Below are 20,472 nucleotides of genomic sequence, written 5' to 3' on the forward strand. Positions count from 1 at the left end.
TTCGTGCACGTCCGTCCCGTTCCGCCCACCAGCACCACCGCCCCCGCCGACGTGATCAGCGGCAGCGCGTGGATCACGTCGCTCGCCGTCCCCGACGGCCCGTCGCGCACCCAGGTCGACCGCGTGCAGTTCGCGCCCGGCGCCCGCACGCGCTGGCACCGGCACCCGCTCGGCCAGGTCCTCGTCGTCACCGACGGCACCGGGTACGTGCAGCGGCAAGGCGGGCCGGCCCAGCTGGTCCGGCCCGGCGACACGGTCCGCGTCGCCGCCGGCGAGTGGCACTGGCACGGCGCCACCGACACCAGCGCGATGACCCACCTCGCCATCGAAGAGATTCCGGAAGACGGCACCGAGGCGGAGTTCGGGGACGCGGTCGCCGGCGGAGAACCCGCGCCCGTCCCCGCCGAGCCCGTCACCCGGACGATGGTGCTGGAGCAGCAGCTCCCGGCGCCGCGCCTGGTCGACCACGTCGAGATCCGCCGCATCACCATCGCGCCGGACTACGGCACCGGTCTCCATGTCCACAATGGACCGGTGTTCGGCAGCATCGAGGCCGGGTCGGCGATCTACCAGATCGAGGGCGAACCCGGGACTCTCCTCCGGCCCGGCGATGTCTTCTACGAGCCGGAAGCGGCGCGGATCGCCCGCTTCGACGCGCAGGAGGACGGCGTCACGTTCATCGCCCACTTCCCCGCTGGGCCGGGTGAGACCCCGCGCCTCGACCCCCTGGACAGCCAGACCCGCGCACCGGTGCCCTTGAGCACCACCGGAACCTGACGCCCGACGTCATGAAAGAGTCGTTCATCGCGTCCGACGTCATGAACGACTCTTTCATGACGTCGGCGACGGCACCGCGCCAGTGAAGTAGTCGCCGGTTTCCAGGTCTTCCAGCAGGCCCGCGTGCGCAGGCTCCCAGCCGAGCAGCCGCCGCGTGCCGGCGCTGGAAACCGGCCCGTCAAAACCGAACACCCGGGCCATGAACGGGCTCGGAAAGTGCGCGGCGGCTTCTTCCGGCGCCAGAGAAACCGCAGGCAAACCGAGCTTGCGGCCAATCGTCTCCGCGATCCGCTTGAACGTCACGTTTTCCGCCACCCCGTGCAGCACACTCCCCGCGGGAGCCTGCTCCAAGGCCAGACGGAACAGGATCGCCGCATCGCGCCGGTGCACGGCGGGCCAGCGGTTGGCGCCGTCCCCGACGAACGCCGACACGCCGGACTCGCGCGCCGTGGTCACGAGCATCGGGACGAACCCGTGGTCCTCGGGACCGTGCACCGTCGGCGCGAGCCGGACCACGCTGCCGCCGAAGTCCCGGCACACCCGCTCGCCCGGGATGCGGAAGCCGGCGATGCCGTGCACGTCGGGCTCGTCCCGCTCGGTGCTCTCCCGGCCGCCGGGCAGGACCAGCGTGCCCGACGTGCTGATGAACGGCTTGCCCGCCGCCGCCCGGCCGAGTGCCTCGATCGCGGCCGTGTCGCGGCGGGTCAGGTCGTCCGGGTCGGCGAAGTCGCCGCCGAAGGCCATGTGCAGGACGCCGTCGGCGGCTTCGGCGCCGCCGCGCAGGCTGCCGAGCTCCTCCAGCGAGCCGCGAAGTGCGGTGGCCCCTAACGACTCCAGCCGGGAGGCGGCAGCATTCGAGCGGGCGAGGCCGGTGACGGTGTGGCCGACCGAAAGGAGCTCGGCGACGACGGTGGGACCGGTCTGGCCGGAACCACCGGTGACGAAGACATGCATGCGACCACTCCCGTTAAGGCCAGTGACTGGCACTACTTAGCGCCAGCCGCTGACTCTACGCGTAGCGTCAGCGACTGGCGCAACGTGACGCCAGTCACTGACGGAATGCGGTAGCCTCGGCTCGTGCCACGAAGCGGAGCAGAAGCGCGCCGCCGCCTTCAGCAGGCGGCTCTCGAGCTGTACGGGGAACACGGGTTCGACCACACGACCACGGCGGAGATCGCCGCACGCGCCGGCCTCAACGAGCGCACCTACTTCCGGCACTTCCCGGACAAGCGCGAGGTGCTCTTCGACGGCGAAGCCGACCTGCGCGACACGATGACCCAGGCGGTGGCCGAAGCGCCCGACGATCTGACGCCGTTCGAGATCCTGCTGCGCGCGTTCCGGAAGGCCGGGCGGATCCTCGAAGCCAACCGGCCGTTCTCCGAGCCGCGGCTGGCGATCATCGCCACGACCCCCGCGCTGCGCGAGCGCGAGCTGGCCAAGCACGCCAAGCTCACCGACGCGCTGGCGGAAGCGTTACGCCGGCGCGGTGTCCCCGGCGGGCCGGCGGGCCTGGCCGCGCAGACCGGCTGGGCGACCTTCCACCACGCGGCCCAAGCCTGGATCGACGACCCGGCGCAGAGCCTGGACGTCCATCTCTCCCACGCTTTCGACGAGCTGCGGGCCCTGTCCGCGTCCCCAGGAGACGAACGATGAAAGGCGTCCTGATCACCGGCGGATCGCGCGGCATCGGCCGGGCCACCGCCGTCGCCTTCGCGGCCCGCGGCTACCGCGTGGCAGTCCACTACGCCACCCGGCGAGACGACGCCGAGACGACGTTGCGCGAGCTGACCGGCTCCGGGCACACGTGCGTCGCCGGCGACCTCGGAGACCCGGCCGCGGCCCGCGCGGTCGTCGACGAAGCGATCGCGACGCTCGGCCGGGTCGACGTCCTGGTCAACAACGCCGCCCAGGCCCCGACGGAACAGACCCGGCACGCCGTTTCCGAGGTCGGCTACGACCAGTGGGTGCAGGTGTGGCGCCGCACGGTCGACGTCAACCTCCTCGGCGCCGCGAACGTCACCTGGGCGGTGGCCCGGCACCTGATCGAGCACGGCCGCCCGGGCAGCATCGTCAACGTCGGCTCGCGCGGCGCGTTCCGCGGCGAACCCGAGCACCCGGCCTACGGGGCGAGCAAGGCGGCCCTGCACGCGTTCGGCCAGTCGATGGCGCTCGCCCTGGCCCCGCACGGGATTTCCGTGACGTCGGTGGCGCCGGGGTTCGTCGCGACCGAGCGCCAGGAAGCGAAGCTCGCCGGCGCCGGCGGCGAAGCGCTGCGGGAGCAGAGCCCGTTCGGGCGGGTCGGGACGCCCGAGGACGTCGCCGAGGCGATCGTCCACCTCGCCTCCCCGGAGGCGGCGTGGAGCTCCGGCGCGATCCTCGACGTCAACGGCGCGTCGTACCTGCGCTGAGCGGTCACGCGTTCGTGGGCGGGACCAGCACCTCGACCACTCCCCCGGCTTCGCGCACCACCAGGTGCGGCAGCGGCGGCGGCGTCACCGGCAGCTGGTGGGTCAGGACCACGCCGTCCACCGCGAACGACGTCCGGTGGCACGGGCAGTTCAGCCGCCGCGCCGGGGCGTCCAGGTTCAGCCGGCAGCCGAGGTGCGTGCAGGTCGCCGACACCGCGCGGACCTCCCCACCGGAGCGCTGGACGAACCCCGCCACCGCGCCGAAGTCGAACGGCAGCACCGCGCCTTCGGGCAGCTCGTGCGCCGCCACGACCGCCCGCCACTCACCGTTCTCGGGGCGCAGGGTCTCTTCCTGAGCCGCCGGTTCGGCACCCGAGGCACCCGAGGTCACCAGGTACTCGACGCCCGCGCCCGCGGCGGCCGCCACCGCCGCGGCCGACGACACCTGGATGAACCGGCGGCGGTTGCCGCCCCGCGCGGGGGCGGGGTCCCCGAGCTCCTGGGCGAGCCGCCGGTGCAGCCCGGCGACGAACTCCTCGCTCGCCGCCCCGGCTCCCGGCCGGGCGGCGCGCAGCAGCACCGCCGTCCGCAGCTCGGCTTCGTCGCCGGGACCGGCCTCGAACGGACGCGGCCGGCGCCCGCGCAGGAGGTCCTTGACGTACCGGCGGAAGCCTCGAGTGGTCACGTCTCCGTCCTTTCCGCCAGCTGGGCCGCCTGCCGCAACGCGCGGTGCTGCAGCACCTTCGCGTTGCCGACGGTGATGCCGAGCTCCGCCGCCGCTTCCTTCACCGAGCACGCCTGCAGGAACCGCAGCCGCAGGATGCGGCCGTACCGCTCGGGCAGCTGCCGGAGGATCGCCTCGGCGCGGGCCGGCGTCCGCGGGTCGATCGTGGCGGCCTCGAAGGCCGCGATGTCGCGTTCCTCGTCCAGGGTGGTGATCTCCCGGCCGAGCGTGCGCCGCCAGTGCCCGGCCAGCACCGTCCGCGCGGTGGCCAGCAGGTACGCCCGGACCTCGCCCACGCTCGCCGAGACGCGCAGTGGCCGCAACGCCGTCAGGAAGACCTCCGTGGTGAGGTCCTCGGCGTCGGGCCGGTTGCCCACCTTCGAGAACATCAGCCGGTACAGGCGGTCGACGTTGTCGCGGTAGACCGCCTCCCAGTCCGGGTAGACGTCCGCACCGACCGCGTGCAGCCGTGCGCGCGGCGCCTCGCCCGTGTCGTCCTCTTCGGCGCGTCCGCGCCGGAACCGCTGTGCCACCGGCACCGCCCCGCTTCTCCCCTGCCGATTCTTACCGCCACCCGAGGGATACGCGACCGGGTTACGCCGTAACCGGCGGCCGTATCGGCAGGCGGACCATCCGATGAATCCGGGGAGAGAAATGACCACCTCGATGTCGCGCCGGCACCTGCTCGTCACGGGCGGGGCGGCCGCCGCCGTCCTCGCCACCACCGGCCTGCCCACGCCGGCCACGGCGGCCCCGGTCCGGCGGGGTGGCGCGGACGTCGTCCTCGCCTGGAACCGCGCGCTGCTGACCACCGTGCGCACGGCCGGCCTCCAGCCCGCGACCGTGCACCCGACGCGAAGCTTCGCTCTGCTGCACGCGGCGATGCACGACGCCGTCGTCGCGACAGCCGGGACCGGGCGGCCGTACCTGTTCACCGTCGACGTTCGGGGCACGGCGGCCCCGGAAGCGGCGGCGGCGCAGGCCGCCCACGACGTCCTGGCCGCGCTTTACCCCACCCGGGCCGGCGAGTACGCGACCCTGCTGGCCGGGCAGCTCGCCGCGGTGCATCCGGCGGGGCGCGACGCCGGCGTGCAGGCCGGGCGGCTGGTCGCCCGGCTGTTGCTCGGTCTCCGCACCGGCGACGGCTCGGCCGCGGTCCCGCCGGTGCTGCCGCCGGGCACTTCTCCCGGGCAGTACCGCCCGACGCCACCCGCGTTCGCGCCCGCGGCGTTCACGCACTGGGCCGCGGTGACGCCGTTCGTGCTCGACCGCGCGAGCCGGTTCCGGCCCGAGCCCTACCCCGCGCTGAGCAGTACCCGCTACGCGAAGGCAGTGCGCGAAGCCGCCGTGGCCGGGCGCGACACCAGCACCATCCGCACCGCGGACGAGACGCTGCAGGCGCGGTTCTGGACGGCGCCGATCTGGAACTACTGGAACGAGATCGCGCAGTCCGTCGTCGGTGGTTCCCGGAGCAGTCTTCCGGTCGCGGCGCGGGTGTTCGCGCGGCTGAACCTGGCGTTCGCCGACGCGGTGATCGCCTTCTACGAAGCGAAGTACCACTACCGGATCTGGCGGCCGATCACCGCGATCCGCCTCGCCGGGGCCGGGGCCGGGGCCGTCCCGGACTGGTCGAGCCTCGCCACCACCCCGCCGGATCCGGCGTACCCGGGCGCGCACAGCGTCGTCTCGCAGGCGGGTGCCCTGGTGCTGCGCCAGGAGTACGGGCCGCGGTGGGCCCTGGACGTGACGTCCGAAGCGCTGCCGGGCGCGGTCCGGTGGTTCACGACGTTCCAGGACGTCGCCGACGAGGCGGGCCTCAGCCGCATCGTCGCCGGCGTCCACACCCGCCTCGACCACGAAGCCGGGCGGCAGCTGGGCACCGACGTCGCCGCGTTCGTCCTGCGGTCGTAGCGCTACCGGCGGGCACCGGTCAGCGGCGGCGGGTCGAACCGCACGTAGCGGCCGGTGCCCCCGGCCGCTTCGTTGAGCCGGCCCGGCTCCGCGACGTCACCCCACCGCCCGGTCTCGATCCGTGACTCCAGCGCGTGCAGCGCCGCGATCGTCTCGGCCGTCCGGAAGGCGCAGTGCCCGGTCGCGCCGACATACGCCTGGCGCAGCAGGGAACCGCCGCCCGCCCGGTGTACTTCCTTGCCGTACCAGTCCTCCTGCTCGACCGGTACGAGCTGGTCGGCCGTGGTGTGGATGTCCAGCGTCGGCACGCGCAGCCGGCCGGTCACCGTCGACGTGCGCGCCAGGGTGCGCACGGCTTGCGGGTCCGGCCGGATGTCGGCGTCACGGGACAGCGTCGCGAGGTCCGCGTCCAGGTCGAGACCGGCGGTCCGGTAGAGGGAACGAACCTGGCGGGCGTGGCTGCTGCCGGCCAGCAGCGAGCGGTAGTCGACGCCCGCGGTGAACGCGCTGTTGCCGCCCGCGGCCAGCTCGATCCGGTACCGGCCGGTGACGACGAACCCGAGCACGAACTGGGAAAGTTCTTGCTGCTGCTGGACTTCCTGGCCCGCGGGGTCGGTGGGCGGCGTCGGGCCGGTGAACCACCCCGGCTCGTTCATCAGCGCGGCGGCGAGCGCGATGCGCGCCCGTCCCTCGGGTGTGCTCTGCGCGTCGGTGGCGATCTTCGTCAACGCGGCGGCCGACGCGCTCGCCTCGTCCGGGCTCGCGAACCGGACGAGCTTGATGTCCTGCGCGGGCGCGAGCAGGTGCGCGAGCGCGTATTCGCCGTCCAGCTGGTAGTTGTTCAGGTTCAGGCCGCCGGCGACGAGCCCGCAGGTGCTCAGCACGCCGTCGAGCCGGTGGCCGCCGGCTTCGGCTGCACGGGCGCTGACCAGCCCGCCCATCGACGTGCCCCACGCGATCGTGCGGCGCGGGGGCCCGGTCAGCCGCCCGACCGCTGCCAGCGCGCCGAACTGGTCGTCGACGGCGGAGGCGAGCGCCCACCACGACGGGCCGCTGTAGGACGAGCCGACCAGCGCGTACCCGCTGGCGAGCAACGCCTGGCGCGTTTCGTCGTCCGGTGCGTCCTGCGCGGTGAGCGGGCCGAAACCGTGGCTGTACAGGATGGTCGTGCCGTTCCAGGCGGCCGGCACGTCCGCCACCCAGGTGGCGCCGTCCGGCAGCTGCCCGGTGTGGTGCCCGCTCGTCGCTCCGGCCGCGACCCCCGAGGTCGCGCCGATGCCCACCAGAACCGTGCCGATCAGCGCCAGGACGCGGCGGTACCACCTACGCGTGCTCATGCGAGCAGGGTGGCACGGCGGCCGAATGATGTACAGGTTTCCTGTCTTTATTCAGTGTGACGGCCGATCGGCGAGCGCCGAGTGGCACGCGACGACGTACTCGCGGAACCGGGCCGCGTCCCGGGGGTTCAGCTGGGCGACCATCCGCTGCTCGAGCTTGACGACGTCGTCCCGGACGCGGTCGAGGATCTCCTCGCCGGCCCCGGTCAGGCTGATCACGCGCCGCCGCCGGTCCCGCGGATCGCCGTCCCGGGCGATGAAACCGCGCCGTTCGAGCGCGACCACCATGTCGGCCATCGCCTGGTCGGTGACGAACGAGTTGCGCGCCAGCGCGGCCGTGGTGAGCCCGGACCGCCGCTCGAGCACGGTGAGCGCGGTGTACTGCAACGGCGTGAGCGCGACCGGGCGGAGCACGTCGTCCAGCCGGGCCCGCACGGCGAGTTCGAGCTGCTTCACGAGGTACAGCAAACCGGGACCGGGCTGGGACACCGCTCCATGGTGACCGATGGCCGGGTACCGCGCCCAGGCGGCGCGCCGGTCAGGGGGCCGGCCGCTTGAGGACTTCGACGGGCAGCCCGAGGTTCTCGACGATCCGCTCGACCGCGCCCCCGAGCCGCACGAAGTCGTCACCGAGCGGGTCGAGGACCAGCCGCCGGACGTTCGCCACGTGCGCGGGCGACGCGGCCGCCAGGTGCACCCGGCCGGCGTCGGTCAAGGTCGCGGTCGTGAACCGGCGGCCCTGGCCGGTGCACACCTTCCGCGTCACCCACCCGCGATCCTCCAGCCGGGCCACCGCGTGCGAAATCCGCGGCAGCGACCCGTTGGCCATCTCCGCGATCTCGCTCATCCGCAGGCTTTCCTTCGGCACCACCGAGAGCCGCGCGAGGATCATGTAGCCCAGCAACGTCAGGTCGGCGTCCCGCAGCAGCTGGCTTTCCAGCGCTCCCGGCAGCGTGAGCAACACCTTCGCCAGGTTGATCCACACGCGCCGCTCTTCTTTGCCGAGCCGGTCGAACGGCTCTTCGGCTTCCTGATCGCCCACGCTTGACTTTAACACGCAACCCAACCTACCGTTTGGGTTTAACACGCAACCCAAGGAGGAGCGATGACCACCACCGCCACCCGGACGTCCGCCACGGCCCTTCGCCTGGGGGTCGCCGTCGTGGCGGCCGCCGCCGTGAACGCCGTCATCGCGCTCACGGCGTCCTCGCTCGACGACGGCGGGATCGGCATGGGCCTCAACGCCGCTTCCTACCTGCCGGCGACCGTGCTCGGGCTGCTCCTCGGCACCGCGGGCTGGATCCTGATCGCCCGCCGCGCCCCGAAGGCGCTGCGCGTGGTCGTGCCCGCGGTCCTGGTCCTGACCTGGGTCCCGGACCTGCTGCTGCTCACCGCGGGCGCCACCGCCGCCAACGTCGCCGGGCTGATGCTGATGCACCTGGTGGTCACGACCGCGGTCGTCCTCGCCCTGCGCCCGACCCTGCGGGAGCCGGTCGCGACGGCTACGGCTCAGGGCCAGGTCGCCCGGTAACGTCTCCGGGATGGAATGGCAACCGACCAGGCGATCGCTGCACGGCGTCGCGGAGCTTTTGCTCGCGGGCCCGCAGCACCGCGCGACCACGCGCATCGACCTCCAGGTGGTCGAGGGCGGATTCGCGACCGTCGCCGGGCCCGCGCTGCGCGTCGACGGCGGCGAACTCGTCACGGACTCCGCCCGGGTGCCGCTCACCGGGCGCACCTACGCCGAGGTCGCGGCGGAAGCCGAGCTCGAGGCGGGCGAGCCCGCGGGCGTCTACTCCGGCGGCCCCGGCGTGCAGCCCGTCGAGACGATCACCTTCGCCGCGGACGCGCTGAAGGGCCTGCTCGCGGCCTTCGCGGCCGGGGACCGGGCGCTGCGCGAGTTCGCCCCGGACGTCACGCCGGTGCTGTGGCCCGAGCACTTCGACGTCGCGATCACCCTCGACGAGGTCAACTACGGCGTCTCCCCCGGCGACGGCCACCTGGGCGAGCCCTACGCCTACGTCGGCCCGTTCGAGGCGCGGGAGGGCGAGTTCTGGAACGCGCCGTTCGGGGCCGCCCGCCCGCTGCGCGACCTCGACGGCGAGGTGACGGCGTTCTTCCGCGCCGGCCGCGAGCTGCTCTGAGTCGATCAGGCCGGCGACAGCCGGGGAAACAGGCGGGCGCAGTTGCGGGTGGTGAGCTCCCGCCAGGTGGTGCCCGCCGGCTGGGTGGCCGCGTCGATGCCCGCCAGCTGCGCGTCGACGGCGGCCGGCGGGGTCCAGCAGAAGTCGCTGCCGTACAACAGCTTCTCGGTACCGAACGCGCGCTCGAACGCCGGGACCTGGTGCGGGAACGGCGTCCCCGCGATGTCGAACCACAAGTCGCCGACCTGCTCGGGAACCGTGGGCCCGCCGGTGTCGCCGGTGAACGCGGTCCGGAACAGCTCCAGCCGGTCGGCCAGTAGCGGCAGCACGCCGCCGCCGTGGGTGAAGATCCACGGGACGCCGGGGTGGCGTGCCAGCGTGCCGGTGAAGAGCAGGTCGCTCACGGCCCGGCCGGTGTCGAAGAGGAACTCCAGCATCGGCCGCGGCCGCCCGAGCGCGATCGCCTCGGCGTGCGGCGGTGAGGTCGGGTGGACGAACACCGGGGTCCGGCGGCGGGCCAGTTCCGTCCACAGTGGAGCGAACGCCGGATCGCCGAGGTAGCGGCCGCCGGCGTTCGTCTCGATCGTGACGCCGTCGCAGCCCAGCTCGTCGGCCGCGTGGGCCAGTTCGGCGAGCGCACCGTCCACATCGGGCAGCGGCAGCGACGCGAAGTGGCCGAACCGGTCCGCATGCGCCCGGCGGGCTTCGGCGCCGGCGTCGTTGACGTGCCGCGCGAGCCGTCGCGCGGCGGTGTCGTCGCCGAAGTGGACGCCCGGCGAGGAGATCGACAGCAGCGAGACCTCGACACCCCAGCGGTCCATCAGCTCGAGGTGCGCCGAGGCGTCCCAGGACGGCCAGCCGGGCATGCCGTCGGGTGAGCCGTGCCCGGCCGCGATCGCGGCCTCGACGTACTCCGGGGTGAGGAAGTGCGCGTGGACGTCGACCAGGCCGCTCACGCGACCACTTCCCCGGCCGCCCAGACGCGGCGGATCTTGCCGGTGGCCGTGATGTCCCGGGTCGGGTCGCCGTCGACGAGCACCAGGTCCGCCCGCAGTCCTGCGCGCACGGCACCGCGGTCGGGGAAGCCGAAGTACCGGGCGGGCAGGTCGGTCGCCGCCCGCAGCGCGTCCGGTTCGGACAGTCCGGCTTCGACCAGCAGCGCCAGCTCCTGGTGCAGGCTCGCCCCGTGCACGACCGGGAAGGGCAGCATCGGCGCGGAGAACGCGTCGGTGCCCGCGAGGATCGGCACCCCGGCCGCGTGCAACGCGGTGACCGAGTCCCGGCTGAACGCGTAGCCGTCGGCGCCGAGCTTGGTGGTGAGCGCGTCCATCATCGTCAGCGTCGGCACGGCGATCTGCCCTTGCTCGGCCATTTTCGACGTGGTCTCGGCGTCGAGGACGCCGTCGCGCGGGACGTGGGTGATCACGTCCGCCCCCGCCCGGACGGCGCGCCGGTACGCGTCGACGGACGCCGCGTGGGCGACCGTGAGCTTGCCGTGCGCCTTGCCCTCGGCCACGACGGCGTCGATCGTGGCCTGGTCCAGCAGGTCGCCTTCGACGACGACCTTGAGGTAGTCCGACCCTTCGGCCACCCGGCGGGCGACGAAGTCCGCGGCCTGGCCGGGCGCGGTGAGGATCGCCTCCTCGGGCATGCCGGGCATCTTCGCGTGGTTGCCGCCCGGCCCGATCGCGGGCAGGCCCGCGCTGCGGATGTCCGGCACCTGACCGCGGAAGGAGTCGGCGCGTTCGCGCGGCCAGCACGCCATGTCGAGCGCGGTGGTGACGCCGTGGGCGGCGAGCGCGCGCAGGTCGTCCGGGGTGAGCAGGTGGACGTGGGCGTCGACCAGTCCCGGCAGCAGGGTGGCGCCGGCGGCGTCGACGATCTCCGCGCCGGTCGCGTCGCTCCCGATGAGGGGTCCGTCGAGGACGACCGTGGTGGGTCCGGTCAGCGCGGTGCCGTCGAAGACGCGGACACCGGTCAGGGCGGTCTTGGTCATGATGCCTTTCCGGACAGCCAGGCGAAGAGGGAGTCGTAGAGCTCGGCGACCTCGGCGGGGCGGTCGTCGCCGTAGAGGTCGTCGGCGATCGGGTACCCGCGCCGGTCGAACACGTGCGCCAGGAAGCGGTAGGAGGGGCGCAGTCCCTCGAGCGAGGGCAGCGGCAGCGGCGTTCCGGGCAGCACGGGCGCGAGGACATCGCGTTCGTAGATGGGATCCATCGAGGTGATCAGCCACCGTCCACTCCGGACTTCGGCCCGGTAGAGCAGCCGCGTGTACGAGGTGAGGTCGATTTCGACGCCGTCGAGCACGGTCCGCAGCTCGATCGCCGCGGACATCTCGGCGATCGCGCGGTCCCCGTCGAGGTCCACGACGGGCGGCCCGAGCCGGTGGCGGGTGAGGTCGCCGCGCCCGCGCATCTCCCGCGACCGGGCGACGAACTCCTCGCCGGTGCCCCGGAACCAGCTCAGCCGCACGGCCGAATCCGGTGCGTAGCACGCCCCCAGCCGGTCCCACCGGCCGCGATCCCGGCTCTGCCGCTCGCGCAGGACCAGCTCGGCGACCTCCGCCGCCGTCATGATGCCGGCTCGGCGCTGAAGCTGGACTCCATCAGGATCTCCTTGGTGCGGTTGACATGGGCTTCGAACCGGGCGACGGCCAGGTCGGCGTCGTGGGCCAGCGCGGCGTCCACCAGGCCCTGGTGCTCGCCGGCGACGTCGCGGTGCCGTTCCTCGCCGCCGGGGCCGGACCAGGCGCGGTAGAGCTCGGCCGCGTCGGACAGGCGGGTGCAGATGTCGAGCAGCACGACGTTGCCGCACGCCTTGATCAGCGTGTGGTGGAACTCCAGGTGCGCGCGGGCCCACTCCTCGTTGCGCCGCATCGGCGGCCCGGGCAGGATCATCGGCTGCCCGGCGAGCCGGTGGTGCGCGGCCAGCACCTCCGACTCCCACGTGACGCCGCCGCGCCGCACCGACAGCCGCAGCGCCGAACCCTCGTTGATCGCGCGCGCCTCGGTCAGGTCCGTCAGCGCCCGCAACGACAGCGGCGTGACCCGGAAGCCGCGGTTGCGGTCGACTTGGACGAGGTCCTTGGCGGCGAGCAGCCCGAGTGCCTCGCGCACCACGCTCAGACTGACCTCGAACTCCGCGCTCAGCTCGGCGGGCTTGACGCGCTCGCCCGGGGCCAGTTCGCCGTTGAGGATCGCCGAGCGCAACCGGTGGTAGACCGACACGGCCAGGCTTTCGCCACCCGCTCTCTTCGCCATGCCGAGACGGTAACACACTCTCGACACAAGAATCGATTCTTTGCTTGACAGTCGGATACCGCGGGCAGAGTATGAGCTGACCGACGCACCTCGTCGCCCCGGCGCCGACCGGGGACGCGACCGAGTGAGATCACGGCGTCGGGGTTCCCCCGATCGAAAGGCATCTCGATGCGGATCGCCAACCTCGCCGGCCGGCTCGTCCTCCTCACCGGAGACGGCGCCGTCGACGTCGAGCGCGCCAGCGGACAGCGCTTCCCAGCCGACCCCCACGCGGTGTACGCCCGCTGGGACGAGTTCACCGCCTGGGCGGCCGACGTTCCGGCCGACGGCGCCGAGGTGTTCGAAGAAACAGACCTGCGGGCGCCCTCCCCCACTCCGGCCCAGGTCTTCGGCGTCGGGCTCAACTATCGCGACCACGCCGCCGAGTCCGGTCTCGGCCTGCCCGACTCACCCGCCGTGTTCACGAAGTTCCCCAGCTGCCTGACCGGCCCGGCCGGCGAGATCACGCTCACCGGGTCCACTGTGGACTGGGAGGTCGAGCTGGTCGCCGTCATCGGCCGCGAAGCCCGCAACGTCTCCGCCGAGGACGGCTGGGACCACATCGCCGGGCTGACCGTCGGCCAGGACCTCTCGGACCGGACGGTGCAGCTGGCCGGCCCGGCCCCGCAGTTCAGCCTCGGCAAGTCCGCGCCCGGCTTCGGACCGACCGGGCCGTGGCTGGTCACGCCGGACGAGTTCGCCGACCGCGACAACCTCGAGCTGGGCTGCGCGGTCAACGGCGAGTCCGTGCAGAAGGGCCGCACCCGCGACCTGATCTTCTCCGTGCCCGAGATCGTCGCGCGGCTCTCGGCGATCCTGCCGCTGCGGTCCGGCGACGTCATCTTCACCGGAACTCCCTCGGGCGTCGGCATGGCCCGCTCCCCGCAGCGGTTCCTGAGCCCCGGGGACGAGCTGGTCACCACGATCGAGGGCATCGGCACGATGCGCCACCGGTTCGCGGAGCCGTCATGACCACTGTGGACGGACGCCGGTTCCGCGCGGTGCTGGCCGCCGTCTGCGCGCCGGTCACCGTCGTCACCACGAGCGACGCCGCCGGCCGCCCGCACGGCGCGACCGTCAGCTCGTTCACCTCGCTCTCCCTCGACCCGCCGCTGGTGAGCGTCGCCTTCGACCGCCGCTCGGCGCTGCTGGCCGAAGTCCTCGGCGCGGGGCGCTTCGGGGTGAACCTGCTCGGCCAGGGCCAGGACGACCTCGCCGTCCGGTTCGCCACCCGTGGCGCCGACCGGTTCGGCGGCGACACGGCGTGGTTCGCCGACCGGGGGCTGCCCCGGCTGCGCGACGCCGCGGGCTGGGTGGCGTGCGACCTGGACCGCGTCATCGAGGCCGGCGACCACCTCCTGCTGTTCGGCCTGGTCACCGATCTGGGCCGGGCCGAGCGGCCGCCGCTCGTCTACGCCCACCGCACGTTCGGCACCCACTCCCGGTTCGCCGAGCGGCCGCGCCCGCTCATCACCGACCAGATCGCCGCCTGCGCCCGCTGACCCGCCAGGAAAGGACACCGCCGTCATGACCCTCGCGACCGAACGCCCTACGGCCGACCAGGTTCTCGCCCGCATCGCCGACCTCCAGCCGCTGCTGGAGAAGAACGCCGCCCAGGGCGAGGCCGACCGCCGGGTCGTCGAAGAGAGCATCACCGCCCTGACCGAGGCCGGCGCGTTCAAGATCGCGCAGCCCCGCCGCTACGGCGGCTACGGGCTGCCGGTGCGCGCGATGCTCGACGTCTCCTCCGCGGTCGCCGAAGCCGACGGCGGCACCGCCTGGGTCGTCGCGCTGAGCAACGTCTGCGCGTGGCTAGCCGGGCTGTTCAGCGTTCAGGCCCAGGACGACATCTGGGGCGTGAACCCCGACGCGAAGGTCTCCGGTGTGCTGGCCCCCACCGCCGAGACGACCAAAGTGGACGGTGGCCGGCGCGTCACCGGCCGCTGGTACTACAACTCCGGCTCGTGGCACGCCGACTGGGCGGCGCTGGGCATCCCGCTGACCGACGAGCGCGGCGAGGTCGTCGACCAGGGCATGGCCCTGCTCCCCCGCACCGACCTCGACTTGGAGGACACCTGGTTCGTCGCCGGGATGCGCTCGTCGGGCTCCAACTGCCTGATCGCCGACGACGTCTTCGTCCCGGAGCACCGAGTGATGTCCGTGCCGCCGGCGATCGAGGGGCGGTACGCGAACGGCGAACCCGAGGAGGATCTCTTCCGGGCCGCGCTCGTCCCCGTGCTCACGCTGGTGCTGGCCGGCCCGCAGCTCGGCCTGGGCCGCCGGGCGCTGCGGCTGGTCAAGGAGAAGGCCGCCCGCAAGCCGGTCTCCTACACGGCCTACGCGACCCAGGCGGACTCCGTCGCCTTCCAGCTCCAGCTGGCCGAAGCCGCGATGCGGATCGACACCGCCCACCTGCACGCCCACCGCGCGGCCGACGACATCGACACGGCGTCGGCGGGCACGTATCCCGGCGCCGAACTGCGGGCCCGTACCCGCGCCGACACCGGCTGGGCCGTCGAGAACATCACCCGCGCGATCGACATCCTGCTCTCGGCGCACGGCGCGGGCAGCTTCGCCGACGTCAACCCGCTGCAGCGGATCTGGCGCGACTCGGCCGTGGCCGCCCGGCACGCGATCGTGTCGCCCGCGGTCAACTACGAGATCTACGGCAAGGCGCTGCTCGGGCGCGAAGACCAGATCACCCCGCTCATCTGATCCGGAGGGAATCCGTCATGAGCCTGCACCGCCTCACCAAGATCGCCATCGGTGTCCCGGACGTCGACGAAACCGCCAAGTACTACACGGAGTTCGGCCTCACGCCGACCACGTCCGGGTTCGCCACCGCCGACGGCGGCGAGCAGCTCGAGCTCCGGCAGACCCGGCAGCGCCGGCTGCTCACCCTCGGCATCGGCGCCGACGACCCGGACGACCTCGGCCGCATCACCGCGTCGCTGGCCCGTCTCGACGTCGAGAGCCGCATCGACGGCGATGCCCTGCACACCAAGGACCCGGTGACGGGACTGGACGTCGTCGTGTCGGTGGCCCCGCGGTTGCGGCAGGAACCGCGGGAACCGGTGGCCTACAACGGACCCGGCTCGGTGTCGCGCGCGAACACCCGCGCGCCGGGCATCGACCGCGAGTCCGCGGTGCGCCCCCGCAAGCTCGGCCACGTCGTGTTCGGCTCCACCGACCAGGCCGCGACGCAGCGGTTCTTCACCGAGGGCCTCGGGTTCAAGGTCAGCGACGAGGCCCCCGGCTTCGCCTCCTTCATGCGCTGCTCCACCGACCACCACAACGTGCTGGTGCAGCAGGCGCCGGTCAGCTTCCTGCACCACACGTCGTGGGAGGTCGACGACGTCGACGAGGTCGGCCGCGGCGCCACCGCGATGCTCGAAGGCCACCCGGAGCGCCACACCTGGGGCCTGGGCCGGCACTACATCGGCTCGAACTTCTTCTGGTACCTGCGCGACCCCGCGGGCAACTTCTCCGAGTACTACTCCGACATCGACTGCATCCTCGAAGACCAGCTCTGGGAGCCCCGCGTCGTCGCCGGGGAGAAGAGCCTCTACGCGTGGGGCCCGCCGCCCCCGCCGTCGTTCCTGGCGCCGGAGGACCTGGCGGACCTGATGACCGACGCCCACGACGGCGCCTGACCCCGGTCACTCACCTCCGGGCGCGAACATGGCGATCAGGCGGCGGGGCGTGTCGTCGCCGAAGAGCAGTTCGTGGAGCTCGTTGCCGTCGGCCGCGGCCTCGGCGCCCCGGAGGAACATGGCCTGTTCGAACTCGGCCAAGGCCGCTTCCACGTCGTCGTGCGCGGCGAGGGCCTGGCCGAGCTCGGCGCCGTCGAGCATGGCCAGGTTCGCGCCTTCGCCGTTCGGGGCCGCGAGGTGGGCGGCGTCCCCGACGAGCGTCACGCCCGGCACGCGGTCCCACCGGTGCCCGACCGGCAGGGTGTGGAGCGGACGCAGGACCGGCGGGGTGTCGCCGTCGGTGATCAGCGCGGTGAGCTCCGGGGCCCAGCCCGCGAACTCCCGCGCGGTCCGCTCGGTCGCGGCGGCCGCGTCGGTGAAGTCGCCGAACCACTCCACCGGCTCGGTCAGCGCCACGTAGGTGTGCAGCGTGCCGCCCTTCTCGCGGTGGGCCTGGATCCCCTTGCCGGGGGCGAGCGCGAGCAGGGCCCCGCCGCCGACCGCCTTCGCGGCGGCCGGGTGCCGGGTGTCGCCGTCGTACAGGAAGGTCTCGACGTACGAGCGGCCGATGTACTCGGGGACGGCGGCCGACAGCAGCGGCCGGACCTTCGACCAGGCGCCGTCCGCGCCGGCCAGCAGGGTCGTGGTGACCGTGGTGCCACCGGCGAAAGTCACCTCGTGGCGGCCGCCACCCAGCGCCCGGACGCCGGTGACCTTGTGTCCCCAGTGGACGGTGCCGGCGGGGAGCGAGTCGAGCAGGACCTGCCGCAGCTCGCCGCGGGGCACTTCGGGACGGCCTCCGGTGCCGTCGTCGGGCTCGTCGTACAGGACCGAGCCGTCGCGGTCGAGCACCCGGGTGGCCTGGTGCCCGTCCAGGACGAGCGCCCGGAACTCGTCCGTCAGGCCGGCCGCCTCGAGGGCGACCTGGCCGGTGTGGGTGTGGATGTCGAGCAGGCCGCCCTGCTTGCGCGCGGCCGGGGACGCCTCGGCCTCGTACACCGTGACCGGGATGCCGTGGACGTGCAGGACGCGGGCGAGGACGAGGCCGCCGAGCCCGGCGCCGATGATCGTGACGTTCATGATGCCTCCTATGGAATGTCATTCCATATTGGAACGGCGTTCCAGATATGTCAAGATGAGGCATGACACCCCGCACCCGCCGGCGCACCGAGGCCCTCAGCCGGGACCGGATCGTCGAAGCGGCGGTCGAGCTGCTCGACACGACCGGCGAGGCCGGGCTGACGTTCCGGACCCTGACCGAACGCCTCGCGACCGGGGCGGGGGCGATCTACTGGCACGTGGCGAACAAGGGCGAGCTGCTCGACGCCGCCACCGACGGCGTCCTGGCCACCGCACTGACGGCCGGCTCCACCGGTTCCCCGGGCGACGAGGTCCGCGCGGTCGCGCTCGGGCTGTTCGACGCGATCGACCGGCACCCCTGGCTGGCCACGCAGCTGGCGTTGCAGCTCTCGCGCGGGTCGGTGACCCCGCGGATCTTCGAAGCCGTCGGCCGCCCGGTCCAGGCGCTGGGTGTCCCCGAAGGCCACCGGTTCACGACGACCTCGGCGCTGGTCAGCTACATCCTGGGCGCGGCGGGGCAGAACGCGGCGAACGCCCGGAGCCCGATCCCCCACCCGAACCGCACCGAGTTCCTCGACGCGGTGTCGAGCGCATGGGAGAACCTGGATCCCCAGGAGTACCCGTTCACCCGCTCGGTGGCGGCCGAGCTGCGCGGGCACGACGACCGCGAGCAGTTCCTCACCGGGGTGGACCTCATCCTCGCCGGCATCACGGCCGTCCACCCGCCCGGCTGACGCCTGGGTGGCACTCAGTGCCAGTGACGGTCAGCCGCGCAGGGCTTCGCCGACCCGGGCCACGACCTCGTGCAGAGGTGTCGCGGTCGTCAGGACCGCGACCACCGTCGCCTCATCGCCGCGCGGGGCCCGGAAAGCGTCGACGACCAGCGCGAACGCCTCGGCGGCAGCGGTCTTGATGTCGCCGGTGCCGCCGGCGCGCAGCCAGCGCCGCAGGACGTGGTTGTTGGCCGCCGCGATCGCCGCCGCGGCGACGGCCGCGCGCAGGCTCGCCGTCTCGTCGCCCTGGTCTTCGTAGCGCGCCTGCAGGTAGCGCGCGAGCACCCGCTGGTAGCGGTCGACGGTCGCGACCTCCTTGTCCCGCAACGAAGGAACCGTGCGGGTCAAGGCGAACCGCTTGAGCGACAGGTCGAGGTCGGCAGCGTAGGAGTCGAGCACCAGGCCGACCGCGGCGCACGCCACCTCGACCGGGTCGCGCGCCGGGTCGGCGGCGGCGAACTCCTCTTCCATCTCCGCCACGATCTCGTCGTGGTTGGCGAAGAGCACGTCGTCCTTGGCGTCGAAGTACCGGAAGAACGTGCGGCGCCCGACGCCGGCGGCGGCCGCGATGTCGTCCACCGTGGTGGCCTCGTACCCGTTGGCCGCGAACAGGTCCACGGCCGCGGCGGCGAGGGCGCGGCGCAGCTGCCGCCGGCCCGCGGGGGTCGCCCCGACCCGGGTGGCCGGCGCGCGGCGCGGCGAATCCGTCATGGCCGGGACGGTAGCAGCCACCCTTGCTAGCGGCACTGAGTGCCGTTAGGCTGGCGGTGCTGCCCCACTCTCACCCCACCCCGTGGAAAGGCGTCGACGATGTCGCTCGACCAGCAGGTGCCGACCAGCTCCGCCACGCCCCGGGACCCGGCGGGCGACCGGGTCGACGCCTTCTACGGCCGCCTCTTCGGCTGGCCGGTGAAATGGCGGGGCGTCCACCCGTTCCTGGCGCTGGAGAACGGGATCTGCGCGGTGACGCTGCCCAAGCTCAGCGCCGGCCCGGTCCTGGCCCGCCTCGCGGCGACGGGCTGCCAGGGTCCGGCCATGCACCTCCCGACCCAGCAGGGCCCGCGGGTGGCGCTCCTCGCCGAGACCGACGGCCTGATCCCCCCGCGCTCCGCCTTGCCCAGGAACGTCGAGGTGCTCGCCTGGGGCACGCTCCTCCCCCTGCCGGTCGGCGCCCGGCGCGTGGACGTCGCGACGGAGTGGCTCGCGGCGCCGGACCCGCACCAGCGGTGGCTGCCGAGCCTGGGCGCGGTCCTCGCGGGCATCCCCGAGCGCCTCTGACCCGGTGCCGGCCTGTCCGGAAAACGGTTCGACGGCTACTCGGAGTCCTGACACAGTGACGGACCATGGGGACCGTCGAGCTGCTGACCGCCGAGGACGTCGAGCTCATGCAGGGCTTGGCCCAGCGCATCACCGCCACCCGGCCCGACCTGGTGAACGGCGACGCGTCGTACGGCGAGCTCGCCTGGAACTGGGGCCGCGGCCGCGCCGACCACAACGCGAGCTGGCCACGGCGGCTGTGGTTCTCCGGCGGCGAGCTGGTGGCGTGGGGCTGGGCCCAGCTCCCGCGCCGGGTGCGGCGCAGCGACGGGTCGGTGAAGGACGTCACCGGCGCGTCCCTGGTGCATCAGGTCCACCCGGAGCACGCCGGGCTGATCGACGACGTGATCACCTGGTTCGACGCGACGGCGGGCGACGTCGAGCGCACGGCGCTGCCGGGCGCGGCCGACGAGTTCGCGTTGGCGCGCTGGGCGGCCCACGGCTACGAGACCGACCCGGATGCCCTCGGCGACCGGGGGTCGTGGACCCAGCTCAACGAACGAGACCTCGCCGAGATCGAGGAACCGGTGCTGCCGGAGGGGTTTCGCTTCCGCACCGCGGCGGAAGCCGGGCCGGAAGCCGCGGTCCAGGCCCATCTGGCCGGGTGGGCCCCCTCGGCGTACACGCTCGCGAGCTACGAGGGAGTCCGGCAGACGCCGGCCTATCGCGGCGATCTGCACGTGCTGGTGGCGGCACCGGACGCGACGATGGCGGGCTCGGCGATCCTGTGGCTCGACGAGGTGAACAAGACCGTCGAGTTCGAGCCGGTCGGGACGCACCCGGACCACCGGCGCCTCGGGCTGGGCCGGGCGATGATGCTGCACGGGATGCACCGGGCCCGGGCGGCGGGCGCGCTGCACGCGACGGTCGCCTGCCTCGGCGCGCCGGGCCACCCCAGGGCCCGTGGGCTGTACTACGGCGTCGGCTTCCGGGAGATTTCGCGGGACGCGCCGCTCATCAAAACCGCCCGCTGAGCAGCCCCGCGAGTCCACAATGGACATAGGCGTTTC

Annotated in this window: 25 protein-coding genes; 13 read left to right on the top strand and 12 right to left on the bottom strand. The window is 73.4% G+C overall.

Annotated elements, in window-relative coordinates:
• Positions 1–3: 3 nt before the first annotated feature.
• Entirely contained in the window at positions 4–777 is a 774-nt protein-coding gene (locus AB0C38_RS30160) for a cupin domain-containing protein (RefSeq protein ID WP_360679733.1), read from the top strand.
• A gap of 54 nt (positions 778–831) precedes the next feature.
• On the opposite strand, the gene AB0C38_RS30165 is transcribed toward AB0C38_RS30160, so the two are convergent.
• Complete coding sequence (locus tag AB0C38_RS30165) at positions 832–1,731, bottom strand: SDR family oxidoreductase (protein WP_360679735.1); 900 nt, start codon at positions 1,729–1,731, stop codon at positions 832–834.
• Positions 1,732–1,854: 123 nt separating this feature from the next.
• On the opposite strand from AB0C38_RS30165, the gene AB0C38_RS30170 reads away from it, so the two are divergent.
• Positions 1,855–2,430 (top strand): TetR/AcrR family transcriptional regulator, encoded by a 576-nt coding sequence (locus AB0C38_RS30170; RefSeq protein ID WP_360679738.1) that lies wholly within the window; start codon positions 1,855–1,857, stop codon positions 2,428–2,430.
• Positions 2,427–3,185 (top strand): SDR family oxidoreductase, encoded by a 759-nt coding sequence (locus AB0C38_RS30175; protein ID WP_360679741.1) that lies wholly within the window; start codon positions 2,427–2,429, stop codon positions 3,183–3,185. Before AB0C38_RS30170 ends, AB0C38_RS30175 begins: the two co-directional genes overlap by 4 nt.
• Positions 3,186–3,189: 4 nt before the next feature.
• Here the strand turns inward: AB0C38_RS30175 and AB0C38_RS30180 are convergent, their stop codons facing one another.
• Complete coding sequence (locus AB0C38_RS30180) at positions 3,190–3,870, bottom strand: Rieske (2Fe-2S) protein (RefSeq protein WP_360679744.1); 681 nt, start codon at positions 3,868–3,870, stop codon at positions 3,190–3,192.
• Positions 3,867–4,448: a sigma-70 family RNA polymerase sigma factor gene (locus tag AB0C38_RS30185; RefSeq protein WP_360679747.1), complete on the bottom strand. Its 582-nt coding sequence runs from the start codon at positions 4,446–4,448 to the stop codon at positions 3,867–3,869. Before AB0C38_RS30185 ends, AB0C38_RS30180 begins: the two co-directional genes overlap by 4 nt.
• 115 nt (positions 4,449–4,563) lie before the next feature.
• On the opposite strand from AB0C38_RS30185, the gene AB0C38_RS30190 reads away from it, so the two are divergent.
• A complete protein-coding gene (locus AB0C38_RS30190; protein WP_360679750.1) occupies positions 4,564–5,820 on the top strand; it encodes a vanadium-dependent haloperoxidase in 1,257 nt (418 codons plus the stop codon).
• A 2-nt stretch (positions 5,821–5,822) separates the two neighbouring features.
• On the opposite strand, the gene AB0C38_RS30195 is transcribed toward AB0C38_RS30190, so the two are convergent.
• From AB0C38_RS30195 to AB0C38_RS30205, 3 genes are read right to left on the bottom strand one after another with little or no spacing between them, the layout of a single operon-like run.
• Positions 5,823–7,157, bottom strand: a complete 1,335-nt coding sequence (locus AB0C38_RS30195) for an alpha/beta hydrolase (RefSeq protein ID WP_360679752.1) — start codon at positions 7,155–7,157, stop codon at positions 5,823–5,825.
• A 51-nt stretch (positions 7,158–7,208) separates the two neighbouring features.
• The gene (locus AB0C38_RS30200) at positions 7,209–7,646 is read right to left on the bottom strand and encodes a MarR family transcriptional regulator (RefSeq protein ID WP_360679755.1); all 438 of its coding nucleotides are present in this window, start codon (positions 7,644–7,646) and stop codon (positions 7,209–7,211) included.
• Positions 7,647–7,695: 49 nt separating this feature from the next.
• Positions 7,696–8,199, bottom strand: coding sequence for a MarR family transcriptional regulator (locus tag AB0C38_RS30205; protein ID WP_360679757.1), 504 nt, complete (start codon positions 8,197–8,199; stop codon positions 7,696–7,698).
• A gap of 63 nt (positions 8,200–8,262) precedes the next feature.
• On the opposite strand from AB0C38_RS30205, the gene AB0C38_RS30210 reads away from it, so the two are divergent.
• Both AB0C38_RS30210 and AB0C38_RS30215 read left to right on the top strand, forming a co-directional pair.
• A complete protein-coding gene (locus AB0C38_RS30210) occupies positions 8,263–8,688 on the top strand; it encodes a DUF6069 family protein (protein ID WP_360679760.1) in 426 nt (141 codons plus the stop codon).
• A 10-nt stretch (positions 8,689–8,698) separates the two neighbouring features.
• A complete protein-coding gene (locus tag AB0C38_RS30215) occupies positions 8,699–9,301 on the top strand; it encodes a hypothetical protein (protein ID WP_360679763.1) in 603 nt (200 codons plus the stop codon).
• A gap of 5 nt (positions 9,302–9,306) precedes the next feature.
• Here AB0C38_RS30215 and AB0C38_RS30220 read toward each other — a convergent pair whose 3' ends face one another.
• The 4 genes from AB0C38_RS30220 to AB0C38_RS30235 are packed head-to-tail and all read right to left on the bottom strand — an operon-like array spanning position 9,307 to position 12,561.
• Positions 9,307–10,257 carry an amidohydrolase family protein gene (locus AB0C38_RS30220; protein WP_360679766.1) on the bottom strand — a complete coding sequence of 317 codons (951 nt, stop codon included), beginning with the start codon at positions 10,255–10,257 and terminating at the stop codon, positions 9,307–9,309.
• Positions 10,254–11,297: an amidohydrolase family protein gene (locus tag AB0C38_RS30225; RefSeq protein WP_360679769.1), complete on the bottom strand. Its 1,044-nt coding sequence runs from the start codon at positions 11,295–11,297 to the stop codon at positions 10,254–10,256. Before AB0C38_RS30225 ends, AB0C38_RS30220 begins: the two co-directional genes overlap by 4 nt.
• The gene (locus AB0C38_RS30230; RefSeq protein ID WP_360679772.1) at positions 11,294–11,875 is read right to left on the bottom strand and encodes a nuclear transport factor 2 family protein; all 582 of its coding nucleotides are present in this window, start codon (positions 11,873–11,875) and stop codon (positions 11,294–11,296) included. The genes AB0C38_RS30225 and AB0C38_RS30230 overlap by 4 nt, the downstream gene beginning before the upstream one ends.
• Positions 11,872–12,561, bottom strand: coding sequence for a GntR family transcriptional regulator (locus AB0C38_RS30235; protein ID WP_360679775.1), 690 nt, complete (start codon positions 12,559–12,561; stop codon positions 11,872–11,874). Before AB0C38_RS30235 ends, AB0C38_RS30230 begins: the two co-directional genes overlap by 4 nt.
• A 168-nt stretch (positions 12,562–12,729) precedes the next feature.
• On the opposite strand from AB0C38_RS30235, the gene AB0C38_RS30240 reads away from it, so the two are divergent.
• Genes AB0C38_RS30240 through AB0C38_RS30255 form a run of 4 tightly spaced genes read left to right on the top strand, consistent with a single transcriptional unit; the run spans position 12,730 to position 16,253 of the window.
• Positions 12,730–13,572 (top strand): fumarylacetoacetate hydrolase family protein, encoded by an 843-nt coding sequence (locus AB0C38_RS30240; protein WP_360679778.1) that lies wholly within the window; start codon positions 12,730–12,732, stop codon positions 13,570–13,572.
• A complete protein-coding gene (locus AB0C38_RS30245) occupies positions 13,569–14,102 on the top strand; it encodes a flavin reductase family protein (protein WP_360679781.1) in 534 nt (177 codons plus the stop codon). The genes AB0C38_RS30240 and AB0C38_RS30245 overlap by 4 nt, the downstream gene beginning before the upstream one ends.
• Before the next feature lie 25 nt (positions 14,103–14,127).
• Positions 14,128–15,315: an acyl-CoA dehydrogenase family protein gene (locus tag AB0C38_RS30250; RefSeq protein ID WP_360679784.1), complete on the top strand. Its 1,188-nt coding sequence runs from the start codon at positions 14,128–14,130 to the stop codon at positions 15,313–15,315.
• Between the two features lie 17 nt (positions 15,316–15,332).
• A complete protein-coding gene (locus AB0C38_RS30255; RefSeq protein ID WP_360679786.1) occupies positions 15,333–16,253 on the top strand; it encodes a VOC family protein in 921 nt (306 codons plus the stop codon).
• Between the two features lie 6 nt (positions 16,254–16,259).
• Here the strand turns inward: AB0C38_RS30255 and AB0C38_RS30260 are convergent, their stop codons facing one another.
• Entirely contained in the window at positions 16,260–17,372 is a 1,113-nt protein-coding gene (locus tag AB0C38_RS30260; RefSeq protein ID WP_360679789.1) for an NAD(P)/FAD-dependent oxidoreductase, read from the bottom strand.
• Between the two features lie 62 nt (positions 17,373–17,434).
• On the opposite strand from AB0C38_RS30260, the gene AB0C38_RS30265 reads away from it, so the two are divergent.
• Positions 17,435–18,106: a TetR/AcrR family transcriptional regulator C-terminal domain-containing protein gene (locus AB0C38_RS30265; RefSeq protein ID WP_360679792.1), complete on the top strand. Its 672-nt coding sequence runs from the start codon at positions 17,435–17,437 to the stop codon at positions 18,104–18,106.
• A gap of 30 nt (positions 18,107–18,136) precedes the next feature.
• Here AB0C38_RS30265 and AB0C38_RS30270 read toward each other — a convergent pair whose 3' ends face one another.
• Entirely contained in the window at positions 18,137–18,856 is a 720-nt protein-coding gene (locus AB0C38_RS30270) for a TetR family transcriptional regulator (protein ID WP_360679794.1), read from the bottom strand.
• Positions 18,857–18,955: 99 nt separating this feature from the next.
• Between AB0C38_RS30270 and AB0C38_RS30275 the strand changes: the two genes are divergently transcribed.
• Together AB0C38_RS30275 and AB0C38_RS30280 are read left to right on the top strand one after the other, a co-directional pair.
• Positions 18,956–19,423, top strand: a complete 468-nt coding sequence (locus tag AB0C38_RS30275) for a glycogen operon protein GlgX (protein WP_360679797.1) — start codon at positions 18,956–18,958, stop codon at positions 19,421–19,423.
• A gap of 65 nt (positions 19,424–19,488) precedes the next feature.
• A complete protein-coding gene (locus tag AB0C38_RS30280) occupies positions 19,489–20,436 on the top strand; it encodes a GNAT family N-acetyltransferase (protein ID WP_360679800.1) in 948 nt (315 codons plus the stop codon).
• Positions 20,437–20,472: the final 36 nt, after the last annotated feature.

The organism is Amycolatopsis sp. NPDC048633 (assembly GCF_040650695.1).
In the GTDB taxonomy this organism is placed as follows: domain Bacteria; phylum Actinomycetota; class Actinomycetes; order Mycobacteriales; family Pseudonocardiaceae; genus Amycolatopsis.